The sequence below is a fragment of the Peterkaempfera griseoplana genome, from assembly GCF_001418575.1.
Lineage (GTDB): Bacteria > Actinomycetota > Actinomycetes > Streptomycetales > Streptomycetaceae > Peterkaempfera > Peterkaempfera griseoplana.
Genome location: NZ_LIQR01000048.1, coordinates 1 through 13,077 on the forward strand (window position 1 = coordinate 1; position 13,077 = coordinate 13,077).

A 13,077-nucleotide genomic window follows, 5' to 3' on the forward strand; every position below is an offset into this window, starting at 1 on the left:
CCCCCGGGCAGCCCCCCATGACCGCCGTGACCGCACACCACCTCGCCGACCTGGCCGTCGCCGACCCCGGGGCGCTCATCCAGTCCGTCGACTGGACCGCGATCGCCCCGCCCCTGGTCGCCGCCGTCGCCGCCCTCGCCGTCCTGGTCGCCGATCTCTGGCTGCCCGCCCACCGCAAGCAGCTGCTCGGCTGGGGCAGCGTCGCCGCCCTCGCCGCAGCCCTGCTCGCCCTCGTCCCCCTGCGCCACGGCGACCACGCCACCTTCTGCCTGAAAACCGTAGCGGCCACCACCGACAACGCCGGCTGCTCCTATGTCGCCGACCACTTCGCGCTGGTCTTCCAGCTGATCGCGCTGGGCGGAGCCCTGCTCACCGCCCTGCTGTCGCTGCACACCGTCGACGAGCAGCGGCTGCCCGCGGGCGAGTACTGGTTCCTGCTGCTCAGCAGCGCCACCGGCGCGGCCCTGCTGCCCGCCTCCCGTGACCTCGCCACCCTGGTGATCGCCCTGGAGACGGTCTCCCTTCCCGCCTTCGCCCTGGTCGGCCTGCACCGCGACCGGCTCGGCGGCGAGGCCGCCCTCAAGTTCTTCCTCTCCTCGGTCACCGCCACCGCCGTGATGCTGCTGGGCGTCAGCTTCGTCTACGCCGTGGGCGGCTCGCTCCACCTGACCCTGCTGGCCGACGGCCTGCAGCACGCGCCCACCCAGCTTCAGCACCTCGCCCAGGCCGGAGCCGCCCTGACCCTGGTCGGCTTCGCCTTCAAGGTCGCTGCGGTCCCGTTCCACTTCTGGCTGCCCGACACCTACACCGGCGCCCCCGTCCCGGTCGCCGCCTACCTCTCCGTGGTCTCCAAGGCCGCCGGCCTCGCCGGGATCGCGCTGGTCACCGCCATCGCCTTCCGCCCGTACGGCCACACCTGGGGGCTGCTGCTGGCGATCCTCGCCGCCGCCACCATGACCGCCGGCAACGTCGCGGCACTGCGCCAGCGCCCCGACACACCGCGCAGCGCGGTGCGCCTCCTCGCCTGGTCCTCCATCGGCCAGGCCGGCTATCTGCTGGTGCCGCTCGCCGCCGCCGGCTACGGGCACGGCGGCAACGCCATCGCCGCCACCGCCGCGTACGCCCTGGTCTACGCGGTGGTGAACCTGGGCGCCTTCGCCGTCGTCGCGGTCGTGGGCCGCGGCGCGCCCGAGAACCGGCTGAACGACTACCGCGCCCTCTTCGCCCGCCGCCCCGCGGCCGCCCTGGCCCTGGCCTTCGCCCTGCTCTGCCTGGCGGGACTGCCGCCCGGCGTGGTCGGCGTCCTGGCCAAGGTGGTGGTCTTCCGCGCCGCCGTGGACGCCGGCCTGGGCTGGTTGGCCGTCGTCATGGCCGTCAATGTGGTCATCGCCCTGTACTACTACCTCTTGTGGACGGCCAAGCTCTTCGCCGCCGCCCCCGAAGGCGCCCCGCAGCCGGCCCGGCAGCGCACCCCGGCGCCGCTGGGAGCCGCCGTGGCGCTGACCGCGGCCGGTGCGGTGGTGCTCTCGCTGGCGCCCCAGGCGGTCCTGCGGGTGCTCGGAACCGGCCTCTTCTGACGCTCCCCGGTTGCGGGCGGCCCGCCGACAGGGCAGAAGGGAACCAGGACCGCGTATCCCCACGTTGGTCCGACAAGAAGGCTTACCCGTCGCACGTCTTGGAGGGCCGGCCGTGCACCGCCAGCACAACGGGCTGAGGACCGCCGTACTGCTCGGCGCCCTCTCGGCGCTGATCATCGTGATCGGCAGTTTCTTCGGCCGTACCGGCCTGGTGGTCGCCGTCCTCGTGGCCCTGGGCACCAACGCCTACGCGTACTGGAACAGCGACAAGATGGCGCTGCGCGCCATGCGCGCCCGCCCGGTCAGCGAGATCGAGGCGCCGGTGCTCTACCGCATAGTCCGCGAGCTCTCCACCGCGGCCCGGCAGCCCATGCCACGCCTGTACATCTCGCCCACCGCGGCCCCCAACGCCTTCGCCACCGGCCGCAACCCGCGCAACGCAGCGGTCTGCTGCACCGAGGGCATCCTCGGCATCCTGGACGAGCGGGAGCTGCGGGGCGTCCTCGGTCATGAGCTCAGCCATGTCTACAACCGGGACATCCTGATCTCCTCGGTCGCCGGGGCCCTGGCCTCGGTGATCATGTTCCTGGTGAACTTCGCCTGGCTGATCCCGATCGGCCGCAGCGACGACGACGAGGGCCCGGGCCTGGCGGGGATGCTGCTGATCATGATCCTCGGCCCGATCGCGGCCGCTCTGATCCAGCTGGCGGTCAGCCGCTCCCGGGAGTACCAGGCGGACGCCGACGGCGCCCGCATCACCGGCGATCCCATCGCCCTGGCCGGTGCGCTGCGCAAGCTCGACGCCGGTACCAAGCAGCTGCCCCTGCCGCCGGAGCCGCAGCTGCAGACGGCCAGCCATATGATGATCGCCAGCCCCTTCCGGCCTGGAGAGGTCGGCTCCCGGCTCTTCTCCACCCACCCTCCGATGGCGGAGCGCATCGCCCGGCTGGAGCGCATGGCCGGATACCGCTCCTGACCTCCGGCGCCCGCCGGGCACCGCGCGACGCGCGCCGGTCCTTCGCGTCGCGGGGGAGTGCGGCCGGGCCGGCCCTCCGAGCCTGGTCCGTCTGCATCTGCCGGGCGACCTGGGCCCATTCAGCACAGGGGAGACGCCCCGGACCGGCGATCGGGTCCGGGGCGTCTCCCCACAGATCAGGTCAGGGACGGCGCAGGCGCGAAGAGCGCGGCCGTCGGCCCGCCCGCCCCCCGTCCGGGGCGGTGAGGACGCCCCTCACTGCGTGGGGAGCACGCCGAAGTGGGCCTGCGCGGGGTTCATGCCGACACCCTTGCCGGTGAAGGCGAAGGACGGTACGGCGCCCTTGGTGGTGCCGCGGAAGATCACCACCGCACCGGACCCGTTGTCCTCCATCGTCGCGGCGGCGGCAAGCTCGGCGCGGCCGTCACGGTCACCGTCCACCAGCTCGACGGAGTCGCCGAAGAAGTCGTTCGGCTCGGTGGCGCCCGGCACGCCCGGGGAGTCCTGGCTGAGGTCCTGGACGCCACTGGTCGACACCCCGCCGGCGGTGCCCCGGAAGACCATGACATGGCCGGCGTTGACCTTGCCCGGGTAGTCCTCGTCCGGCGCTCCGGCGACCACGTCAGCGCGTCCGTCACCGTTGACGTCACCGACCGCGAGGGTGAACGTCAGCTGGTCCCCGCCCTCGCCGAGACCGGGCACACCCGGGGAGTCCTGGTTGATCCAGACGGGCTTGGCCGGCGCCGTCAGGCCCTTCGCCCCGTTGTAGACCACGGTGAAACCGCCGCCCTTGGACGGGTAGTCGGTGTAGTTGCCGACCACCACATCGTTGCGTCCGTCGCCGTTGACGTCCCCGGTGCGGACCGACATGCCGCCGGGAAGGGTGCGGGTGGGGTGGTCCGACAGCCCAGCCTTGGAGCCGGGGAAGACATAGGTGGTGAAGCCGCCGTGGCCCTGGGAGCCGGTGACGAGCACATCGTCGGCTCCGTCGCCGGTGACCTCGCCGACCGTGATGCCGTGGATGTCCCACATCTCGAACAGGCCGCCGGGGGTGGACGTGTCCAGCGGCAGTCTCGCGGTGCGGGCCGGCACGCCGGCGCGGCTGAACGGACCGTACGCGACGGTCGACTGCCCGCCGATCCTGACGAGGTCGACATGACCGTCGCCGTCGAAGTCACCCGCCTGGCGGTAACGGGCGAGGCCCAGGAACCCGTCGCCCTGTCTGCTCCCGACCACGGCGGCGTGAGAGGTCTGCAGGCCGCCCTTGCCGCCCCAGATCACGATCCTCGTCTCGACGGGCTTCAGGGTGTCGGCGAGCAGATCGGTGTAGCCGTCACCGTCGAGGTCCACCGCGAGCGCGGTGCCGAAGTAGGCGCCGGCCGTGCTGGAGCCGGGGACCCCCGTGGTGTTCTGGGTGATCACCTGCCGGTTGGCCGGGCTGAAGCCATGGGCGGACCCGTACAGCACGGTGATGTACCCCGCTTGCTTCACCGTGCCCACGGCGCCTTCGGTCGCGTCGACCACCAGATCCCGGTAGCCGTCGCCGTTGAAGTCCACCGGGGCCGCAGACCTGGCACGCGGCACCGCAGCCTCGGCGGCCGGCGTGATCAGGATGGCGGCGACGGCTGCCGACACCGCTGCCACCGCGACGGCCTGCACCGCCACATGACGTATGCGCAAGATTCCTCCCCAAGATGTACCGCCCGGCACCCACCGACGGGCTGCCGCGCACCGCACAAGACCCGCCAGGACACCGAAAGGTTGCCCCGGCATGGCGATCAGGTGAACCCGGCCGGGGATGAGCCGCCCGCGGCAGGGGCGACCGTCAGCAGCGGAGCTGAAGGCGGCGACTTCCGGGTAGGGGGTTGCTGTGCTCTCGGCCGCGCTCAGTGGAGGCTGGCGTCCATGAAGTTGATCAACGCTCTCCTGAACATCCTCTGGTTGATCCTCTGCGGCTTCTGGATGGCCCTCGGCTACGTCATCGCGGGGATCATCTGCTGCATCCTGATCATCACGATCCCCTTCGGCATCGCGGCGTTCCGGATCGCCGGGTACGTGATCTGGCCGTTCGGGCGTACCACCGTCGAGCGGCCGGGCGCCGGTGCGCCCTCGTTCATCGGCAACGTGATCTGGGTGATCTTCGCGGGCTGGTGGCTCGCCCTGGAGCACCTGATCACCAGCCTGGCGCTGTTCGCCACCATCATCGGCATCCCGTTCGCATGGGCGAACCTCAAGATGATCCCCATCTCCCTGATGCCCCTCGGCCGGGAGATCGTGTCGACCGACCGCAGGTTCGGAGCCCCCTGAGGCGGCGGCGCCACGCCCGGGGTGACCCAGCGGCTCCGGCGCGCGGCCCCCACGGGCGGCACCGACGGCAAAGGGCACAACGGGCCGCGGCCGAGACGGTGCTCGGAGCCGTGTCCTCGTTGTGCCCCATGGCGGCCGGGAGGCCGCTGCACGCTCCCGGTCCGGGAGCGGTGTCCGGATCTAGCGGTAGTTGACGAACTGCAGCGCGAAGTCCAGGTCCTTGCCCTTCAGCAGGGCCTGCACGGCCTGGAGGTCGTCGCGGCTCTTGGAGGAGACCCGGAGCTCGTCACCCTGGATCTGCGCCTTCACGCCCTTGGGGCCCTCGTCCCGAATGATCTTCGAGACCTTCTTGGCGTCCTCCTGGGAGATGCCCTCCTTGATGGTGGCGGAGATCCGGTACTCCTTGCCGGACAGCTGCGGCTCGCCGGCGTCCAGCGCCTTCAGCGAGATGCTCCGCTTCACCAGCTTGGTCTCGAAGACATCGAGGATCGCCTTGACGCGCTCCTCGGAGTTGGCCTTCATCTCGATCTTCTCGCCCGACCAGGCGATCGACGCGCCCACGTTCTTGAAGTCGAAGCGGGTGGCGATCTCGCGGGAGGCCTGGTTGAGCGCGTTGTCGACCTCCTGCCGCTCGACCTTCGAGACGATGTCGAAACTGGAGTCGGCCATGCTGTCGGTTCTCCTTGGCGGTGGTACGGCACTGGCTGCGGTCCAGCCTATCCATCCCGGCGTTGATCCACCCGTGATCAACCGGGTGGCGAAGCACCCGGTGCCATCGGGTATTGTTTACGTCGTCGAGCAGGGCCGAGGCCCCGCAAGACATCCCGGCGGGTTGCCCGAGCGGCCAAAGGGAGCAGACTGTAAATCTGTCGCGCAAGCTACGCAGGTTCGAACCCTGCACCCGCCACTTGCCTAAGAAGAGGCCCTGAGCAGCGGAAACGCAGCTCAGGGCCTCTTCTGTTCATTCGAACGGGATGGAGTGGCGAGCGGGCGCCTTGCGCGGATAGTCCCGCTTTGTCTCACCCGAATCCCCCCGACCAGGAAGTCCGGATCAGTCACGGACCAGATTCCTGACCTTCGGGCACGGGCCGGGCACGGCGCGCGAGTCGTTTGGAGATCAGCTCGTTGGCGTGGTCCTCGCCGCCGTGGATGCACTTGGCGTACACCCGCAACAGGACGGCGACGCTGTGTCCTGCCCGCCGCGCGACCTCGGTGGGCTCCACCCCGGAGTTCAACCACAGGGAGACGCAGGCATGCCGCAGGTCGTACGGTCGCTTGCCCAGCGCCGTGGCCTGGTCGGCTGGGTCCAGCACCTGGGCGTGGGCCTTGGCCCAGACAGCGCCGTAGCCACTCTCCTGCACCATCCCGTCGCGGGAGGTCCGGAAGAGCCGGCCGTAAGGTGCTGTGCCGGACCTGTCCAGGTGCTCTCGGAGCAGCTGGCCCCACTCGGGAGGGATCGACACGGGCCTGGTGGCCTTCGAGGGAGCGGTGGTTCAAGCCCCTGCGGTCGTGGGAGGCGCCGTCGTCCGTCCACGACGACCCCACCCGGGGGCTGCTGCCGTTGAGGATCAGCCGGCCCCACCCGGTCTGGGGCGGTACGCAGCGGTCCGCCCGGAGGTGGACGACTTCGGCGGGCCGCATGACGGCGTAGTAGATGCAGCCGAAGAAGGCCACCAGCCGCGGGCCGACCCTGCCCTGCCGGCCGACGGTGGCCAGCAGCTCGGCGGCCTGCTCGGGGCTGACCACCACCTCGGCGCTGACCTGGTCGTCCGGATCGGGGGCTGTCCACTGCACCAGGGGGATCGGGTCGGTGGTGAGCAGATCTTCTTCCACGGCGTAGCCGAGGATGTGGTGCCGGATGCGCCGCTTGCGCTGCGCGACGGAGGCCGCCGCCGAGGTGCCGTCGAGCTTCACCGATGCGGCCTTGAGCATCCGCCGGACCATCGGAGCCTCCGCCAGCTCGGACACCTTCACCAAGTTCTTGGCGACCCACGCCAGGGCCTTGGCCATGTCGGCGGGCGGTTCCTCGTCCCGCCGGTTTACGTTGCAGGCCCAGCTGTACAGGGCTCGGCGCACCAGGTGCTTGTCCGGCATTGCGGCCTCGGATCCGCGAGGCACGTGAACATGGCATGGCAACGAAGGACGCGGTGGCCCACGGCCTGCGCGCCACCGCGGGCGTAGTCACCAGCGCGGCGGTCATCGTGGTCGCGGTGTTCGCGGTCTTCGGCACGCTGAGCATGCAGGACTTCAAGCAACTGGGCGTGGGTCTGGGCGTCGTCATCCTGCTCGACGCCCCCGTCATCGGGGTGTTGCTGCTGCCGGCGGTGATGACCCTGCTCGGCGAGCGCAACTGGCCTCGCGCCTGGCGTCGGCTCGCGACCGCCGAGCCGAGGGCCGAAGCGGACCCGGCCGACCGCCTGATCGGCGCCGGCGACGTTCGACAGGCCTGGCCCGTGGCGGCGGCCGGACGGCAGAGGCTGTCCCGCCGCTGCCGCTGCGCGGTGTCAGGCGACCGCCCACAGGAGTCCCTCCCAACCTGCTACCAGGCCGGTCATGGAAGCGCTGACGGATCCTCCCACGCATGGGCGTGCCCAGGAACCGGCCACAGCGCCGCCGAGTGACACCGGCCAGCAGAGTCCCTGTCCCCGCCCTGTTCGACGCGTGATGCCCGATCCGGCAACGGCTGCGGAGCGGACCGGACCCGCTTCGAAACTTTCGCGCAAATTCCGAATCGATTGATGGGTAGTCGACGATGGGCTGATGCTACGTCATCCCGCACTTGAGGCTCCCAGAGCCGCATGAGGCCCAGCCAGTTGGGCAAGGCGAAACATTTCGAAGGCGCACCGGGCTCACCGCTTAAAAGTTTCGACGAACTTTCGGAAACCAGGTGATTGACTGGCGCTCGGAACCCGGCACATACTCTCCACCGATCGAGAATTTCCCGTAAGGAGGCGACTCCTTACGGCTTCCAACCCGCCAGGCCAAGCTGTTCCGACCCCAGCGCCCCGCGGCACGGCCCCGCAGCTGACGAGCTGACGAAGGCCGCCGAGGACCTCGCCGTCGACGCACCATCCTCCGTCGATCCGAGCGCACTCGGCACCAACAGGCGTGAGTCACTGGCGATCAGGGCGCTGTTGTCATCGACAGGCCCGCAAGCACTGTCAAGCCGAACAGCCTCGGTATCCGATCCCTGGTTGTCGGTTGCATGACAGCCTGGGCAGCAGTGTTGCACGACGTCAACCGGCGGTCGCCGCCATCCCGGCATCGCCACTCCGGCCGACGGCAGCCCCGCCGAGTCGTACCGGACCGTCCGACTTCTCCCCCGGACTTCCCAAGGAGGAAGTGTCCACATGTTCAAGTCCCTGAGCCGCCTGAAGGGCCGTGTGATCAGCCCGGCCATGCTCGCCGCCACCACGGCCGCGGCCTTCCTGCTCGTCCCCGGCACCGCCAACGCCGCCACCACCATCAGCTCGAACCAGACCGGCACCGACGGCGGGTACTACTACTCGTTCTGGAGCGACGGGGGCGGCCAGTCCTCCATGACGCTCAACGGCGGCGGCAGCTACAGCACCAGCTGGAGCAACGTCGGCAACTTCGTCGCCGGCAAGGGCTGGAACCCGGGCAACACCAACCCGGTGACCTACTCCGGCTCGTGGAACTGCAGCGGCAACTGCTACCTGTCGCTGTACGGCTGGACCACCAACCCGCTCATCGAGTGGTACATCGTCGAGAACTACGGCAACTACAACCCGAGCACCGGCGCCACCAAGCTCGGCTCGGTCAACAGCGACGGCAGCACGTACGACCTGTACCGGACGCAGCGCGTCAACCAGCCGTCCATCCAGGGCACCGCGACGTTCTACCAGTACTGGGCGGTCCGCCAGGGCAAGCGCACCGGCGGCACCATCACCGTGTCCAACATCTTCAACGCGTGGAAGTCCGCGGGCCTGAACCTCGGCACCCCGAACTACGAGATCCTCGCCACCGAGGGCTACCAGAGCAGCGGCAGCTCCAACATCACCGTCGGCTCCTCCTCCGGAGGCACCAGCGGTGGTACCACCGGTGGCACCACCGGTGGCACCACGGGCGGCACCACCGGCGGTACGACCGGTGGCACCGGTGGCTGCACCGCCACCCTGTCCGCCGGTGACTCCTGGAGCGACCGCTACAACCTCAACGTCGCGGTCACCGGCTCCAGCACCTGGAAGGTGACCGTCAAGGTCCCCTCCCCGGAGAAGGTCAGCGCCACCTGGAACGTCAACGCGTCCTACCCCGACGCCCAGACGCTCGTCGCCACCCCCAACGGCTCGGGCAACAACTGGGGCATGACCATCATGAAGAACGGCAGCACCACCTGGCCGACGGCCACCTGCAGCCTGAGCTGACGCTCGATCACTGCTGAAGCCGAACCTGTGGCGCGGCGGCCTTCCGGCCGCCGCGCCACACTGCTCACCGCCGCCGTGGAAATGAGACAGGAGCAAGTTCATGGAACCACCGGCTTTCGCTCCCTCACCCGGGCGACGGCGAACGTGGTGATCGCGAGAGCCTCCCGCTCGCCGATCCGAAAGGCTCCAGCTCAACCCAGTGGTTCTGCGCCGATCGCCGGACGCCACTGGGAGGCCGACGCCGCCCCATGGCGCCGGACAGGGGATCCCACCGCAGGTTCGGCTCCGCCTGACCGTGGGAGCGGGGTGGATGTGGGGCGGGCCGTGGTTCACGATGCCTTGCTGCAGCTCGGAAGGGGCGCCGGGCGTGGTCTGTCAATCTGCCGCGCAAGCTACGCAGGTTCGAACCCTGCACCCGCCACAGCAGCAAGAGACCGGCCCTGAGCAGCGGAAACGCCGTTCGAAGACAGCCTCTTTGCTGCCTTGGGCGATCTTGCATCACGCGGGAGAAATGCGCTCTAAGTCCCGGTTTGTCTCGTCGGTGTGGCGGCACTGACCAGCGCCTGTGGGCAATCCGTGGGAGCGGTTGGGCGGGACCCAGTGGTCAGTCCCACCACTGGAGGGCTTCGGCGATGCGCTGGTTCGCGGCCTTGGTCGCATCGTCCAGGCACTTCGCGTAGACCCGAGGCAGGACTGCGATGCTGTGGCCTGCGCGCCGCGCGCACTCGGCCGGGTCAACCCCGGAGTTCAGCCATAGCGAGATACCCGCGTGGCGGAGGTCGTACCGACGGCTGGCCGGGGGCGATGCCGCTTCGAGAACAGGCACTCAACCCCGCAGCGACGAGCCCTGCGCGGAAGGAATGCGGCATCGGAACCGGCGAGATCGACGAGCTCGAACTCGGCGTCGGACCTTTGCGCCGAGACTCCGTGGACCCACTCGGCGACCTGCGCGCCGACCCGTCCCCGACGCGTGCTGCCGATGATGATGCCGATCTCGGTCATGATGCGTTCCCCTGTCGCGGATCGGGGCGAACCACGGGCACGCGGTCGCCGTTGTGGTCGGCCGCTGTGCCAGCACCCACACCGACGCCGAGGTGGCCTCGACGTAAGGAGATGGGCCGTTCGTTGTCGCCCGCTGACGTCGGCGGGTCCTGATCCGTCGTATCTCGCGGAAGGATTCGCACGTGGCGAGCGAAAGGTGCTGACCGAATGGACATCACAGGCGGATACGACGAGGCTGCGGCGCGTCTAGAGCACGAGCCGCTCATGTCGGAGCGGCGCAACCTCGCCAATCTCGCTTACCGGCTGCTCGGCTCGCTGACCGAGGCGGAGGATGCCGTGCAGGAGGCGTACGCCCGTTGGTTCGCGCAGCCTGTCGAGCGTCGGGCCGCCATCGCGAATCCCGCAGCCTGGCTGACCACCGTCGTGAGCCGGATCTGCATGGATCAGCTCCGTTCGGCGCGTATGCGCCGAGAGCGGTACGTCGGTGAGTGGATTCCGGAGCCACTGCCGGCGCGGGCCGAGTGGGGCGGGTTCTCCCACGGATCGACGGCGAGAGATCCCGCCGACCACATCACGTTGGACGAGTCCGTCGAGATGGCGTTCCTGGTAGTGCTCGACTCGATGACGCCGGCCGAGCGCGTCGCGTTCATGCTGCACGATGTGTTCGGGGTGCCGTTCAACGAAGTCGCAGAGATCGTCGGCCGCACGCCCGGCGCGTGCCGCGAGCTCGCCTCGTCGGGTCGCCGACGAGTGGCTGCTGCCCGCACCCGTGGTGCACGGGCGCAGCGGCGTTCTGCCATCGTCGGTGAGTTCCGGCAGGCCTGGCAGGCCAAAGATGTGGAAGCCCTGGTACGACTCCTCGACCCGTCGGTGGTCGCCATCGCCGACGGTGGCGGTCGCGCGATGGCCTCGCCGGTGCCGGTCCAAGGGCACCTTCGGGTTGCGGAGTTCCTGGTGCACCTGGCGGGTCTCGCCGGCCGACTCGACCTTCTTGAGCGGACCGTCAATGGCCAACCGGGCCTCGTTGCGATGAACGGCAGTCAGGTGCTGACCGTCTACGCCTTTGACATCGACGAGTCCCACATCCAACGTATCTGGGCGGTTCGCAACCCGGAAAAGCTCCGGTCATGGGGCAGTTGAGGGCAAGTCGACCTCACACCTGACAACTCCCGCTGCAAGGCCGTCGATCGATCGGGTCGTCGGCGCGCTCTGATGCCGTGCTCGAACCGGCCGGACCCAGTTCTCAGAGAGGAAGCACCGATGTCGTTCAACTCCCATACCCTGCACCTGACCGCTCGCGGCACGGACGAGGCATCCGCCTGGTATCAACAGGCCTTCGGAGCCGTAGAACTCACCAGGCTGGTGGTGCCCGGTGGTCGGCTGATCCACGTCCAGGTCCGCATCGGGACGCTCACCCTGATGCTGGCCGACGAGTTCCCCGAGATGGAGTCCTTCGGGCCGCAGCACTTCGGCGGCACCTACGGTGCCATCTACCTGCATGTCGATGATGTCGATGGAGCCTGGCAGCAGGCCGTCGGTGCCGGGGCCACCGTGATTCGCCCGTTGAGCGACACCTTCTGGGGCGAGCGAGAAGGTCAGCTGCTCGACCCCTTCGGTCATCGGTGGGGGCTCACGCAGCATCTCCGCGACGTCCCGCTCGCAGAGCTCCAGGAGCTCACGACCGAAGCATTCTCCGGCCTCACCGCGGGCTGAACGCTGTGGTGCCGGCGGTACGTAGCCAGCAGTCGAGGAACTCGGCCCGGACGAAGCCGATGTAGCCGTCGAAGGCGGGTGGATCGATCTACTTGAGCTCGTCCGCAAGCAGGCTCAGCCTCGATTCGTCAGCGGCCGACTTGTGGTGATCGTGTCGGCGGTTCGCCCGCGATGTCTCCGGTGGCGTTGGGTCGGGCCGTCGCATGACGCTGTGGGGGCGCCGCCTCCCCGAAGCCCAATCGCTGCTGGCCGACGCTGTCCGGTGCGCGGTCTGCAAATCTGTCGCGCAAGCTACGCAGGTTCGAACCCTGCACTCGCCACTTGCAGCACGAAGGCCCCTGGCCAGCAACAACGGTCGGGGGCCCTTGGCATGCCTGCAGCTCTGGGACTATGCATACTGGGCGGTCCTGATGCCGTAGCTGCCCCTGCAACGGGGATGACGGACGCAGGTGGCACGGTGGCTTCGGCAAACGGCAGTCCGCAGCGCCTGCTGCAGGTGCCTGCGCGTGGGCCTGTACTTCCCTGACTCACGCTCGATCACGCCCCGGTGGAAGGCGTACCGGGCGCTGAGCACCCCGCCGCCCTTCTCCCTGTCCGTGGCGGTGGACGCGTACTTCAGCGCCTCGTTGTCCCCCCGGCCCGGTGCAAAGCGCCACAACCGCGTATCTGACACCTACGGCTGTATCAACAACGCCGGACGGGGGCGTCACCAGCGGCTCTGACCGGCCGCCGTACCAGGCGAGGGCCTGCTCCCGGGGAGCAGGCCCTCGAACCGCGAACCGTGGCCGGACACGCTCAGCCGCGGAGCACACGCCCCTGCTTATCGGTGCGGTCGTTGCTGGTGAAGAAAAGGATTCCGTCGATCAGCGCCCAGAAGCCGAGGCCACCGCAGGTGAAGAGCTGGGCGATCGCCACGCCGGTGCTGCCGACGTAGAAGCGGCCGGCGCCGAAGCCGCCCAGGAAGATCTGCAGGATGCCCGCGACGACCTTGGACTTGTCGGAGTACGGACGGCCGAGCGGGTCGACGCCGTAGGGGGCCTCAGGGGTGGGGACAGTCATGGAATCGTGCTCCTGAAAGTGCCATAAGGAGTCCTAAGGTCCGGAACGGATCTGCCCC

Annotated in this window: 11 protein-coding genes, 1 tRNA gene and 2 pseudogenes; 8 read left to right on the forward strand and 6 right to left on the reverse strand. The window is 69.4% G+C overall.

Going from position 1 to position 13,077, the window contains the following annotated elements; translation table 11 throughout:
• Nucleotides 1-17 precede the first annotated feature (17 nt).
• Both AOK09_RS03720 and htpX read left to right on the forward strand, forming a co-directional pair.
• Nucleotides 18-1,577 (forward strand): NADH-quinone oxidoreductase subunit N, encoded by a 1,560-nt coding sequence (locus tag AOK09_RS03720; RefSeq protein ID WP_055585651.1) that lies wholly within the window; start codon nt 18-20, stop codon nt 1,575-1,577.
• Nucleotides 1,578-1,689: 112 nt separating this feature from the next.
• Nucleotides 1,690-2,553 carry a zinc metalloprotease HtpX gene (gene htpX, locus AOK09_RS03725; protein ID WP_055585652.1) on the forward strand — a complete coding sequence of 288 codons (864 nt, stop codon included), beginning with the start codon at nt 1,690-1,692 and terminating at the stop codon, nt 2,551-2,553.
• Nucleotides 2,554-2,808: 255 nt separating this feature from the next.
• On the opposite strand, the gene AOK09_RS03730 is transcribed toward htpX, so the two are convergent.
• Nucleotides 2,809-4,233: a VCBS repeat-containing protein gene (locus tag AOK09_RS03730; protein ID WP_169796986.1), complete on the reverse strand. Its 1,425-nt coding sequence runs from the start codon at nt 4,231-4,233 to the stop codon at nt 2,809-2,811.
• Nucleotides 4,234-4,458: 225 nt separating this feature from the next.
• On the opposite strand from AOK09_RS03730, the gene AOK09_RS03735 reads away from it, so the two are divergent.
• Entirely contained in the window at nt 4,459-4,860 is a 402-nt protein-coding gene (locus AOK09_RS03735; protein ID WP_055585654.1) for a YccF domain-containing protein, read from the forward strand.
• Between the two features lie 180 nt (nt 4,861-5,040).
• Here AOK09_RS03735 and AOK09_RS03740 read toward each other — a convergent pair whose 3' ends face one another.
• Entirely contained in the window at nt 5,041-5,529 is a 489-nt protein-coding gene (locus AOK09_RS03740) for a YajQ family cyclic di-GMP-binding protein (RefSeq protein WP_055585655.1), read from the reverse strand.
• A gap of 157 nt (nt 5,530-5,686) precedes the next feature.
• Between AOK09_RS03740 and AOK09_RS03745 the strand changes: the two genes are divergently transcribed.
• Nucleotides 5,687-5,767, forward strand: a tRNA-Tyr gene (locus tag AOK09_RS03745).
• 148 nt (nt 5,768-5,915) lie between these two features.
• Here AOK09_RS03745 and AOK09_RS03750 read toward each other — a convergent pair.
• Nucleotides 5,916-6,323 (reverse strand): site-specific integrase, encoded by a 408-nt coding sequence (locus AOK09_RS03750; RefSeq protein WP_055585656.1) that lies wholly within the window; start codon nt 6,321-6,323, stop codon nt 5,916-5,918.
• 639 nt (nt 6,324-6,962) lie between these two features.
• Between AOK09_RS03750 and AOK09_RS43555 the strand changes: the two are divergent.
• Nucleotides 6,963-7,481 (forward strand): annotated as a pseudogene (locus tag AOK09_RS43555) (MMPL family transporter); the annotation flags it as partial.
• A gap of 729 nt (nt 7,482-8,210) precedes the next feature.
• Nucleotides 8,211-9,245, forward strand: a complete 1,035-nt coding sequence (locus AOK09_RS03765) for a glycoside hydrolase family 11 protein (RefSeq protein WP_079062711.1) — start codon at nt 8,211-8,213, stop codon at nt 9,243-9,245.
• 604 nt (nt 9,246-9,849) lie between these two features.
• On the opposite strand, the pseudogene AOK09_RS41640 reads toward AOK09_RS03765, so the two are convergent.
• Nucleotides 9,850-10,059: pseudogene (locus tag AOK09_RS41640) on the reverse strand (site-specific integrase); the annotation flags it as partial.
• Entirely contained in the window at nt 9,993-10,247 is a 255-nt protein-coding gene (locus AOK09_RS39910) for an NADPH-dependent FMN reductase (RefSeq protein ID WP_055585659.1), read from the reverse strand. The gene AOK09_RS39910 and the pseudogene AOK09_RS41640, both read right to left, overlap by 67 nt.
• Nucleotides 10,248-10,454: 207 nt before the next feature.
• On the opposite strand from AOK09_RS39910, the gene sigJ reads away from it, so the two are divergent.
• Nucleotides 10,455-11,387, forward strand: coding sequence for an RNA polymerase sigma factor SigJ (gene sigJ, locus AOK09_RS03775; protein ID WP_055585660.1), 933 nt, complete (start codon nt 10,455-10,457; stop codon nt 11,385-11,387).
• A 120-nt stretch (nt 11,388-11,507) separates the two neighbouring features.
• Complete coding sequence (locus AOK09_RS03780) at nt 11,508-11,960, forward strand: VOC family protein (protein WP_055585661.1); 453 nt, start codon at nt 11,508-11,510, stop codon at nt 11,958-11,960.
• A gap of 795 nt (nt 11,961-12,755) precedes the next feature.
• Here AOK09_RS03780 and AOK09_RS03790 read toward each other — a convergent pair.
• Nucleotides 12,756-13,019, reverse strand: coding sequence for a TM2 domain-containing protein (locus AOK09_RS03790; protein ID WP_055585663.1), 264 nt, complete (start codon nt 13,017-13,019; stop codon nt 12,756-12,758).
• Nucleotides 13,020-13,077 lie beyond the last annotated feature (58 nt).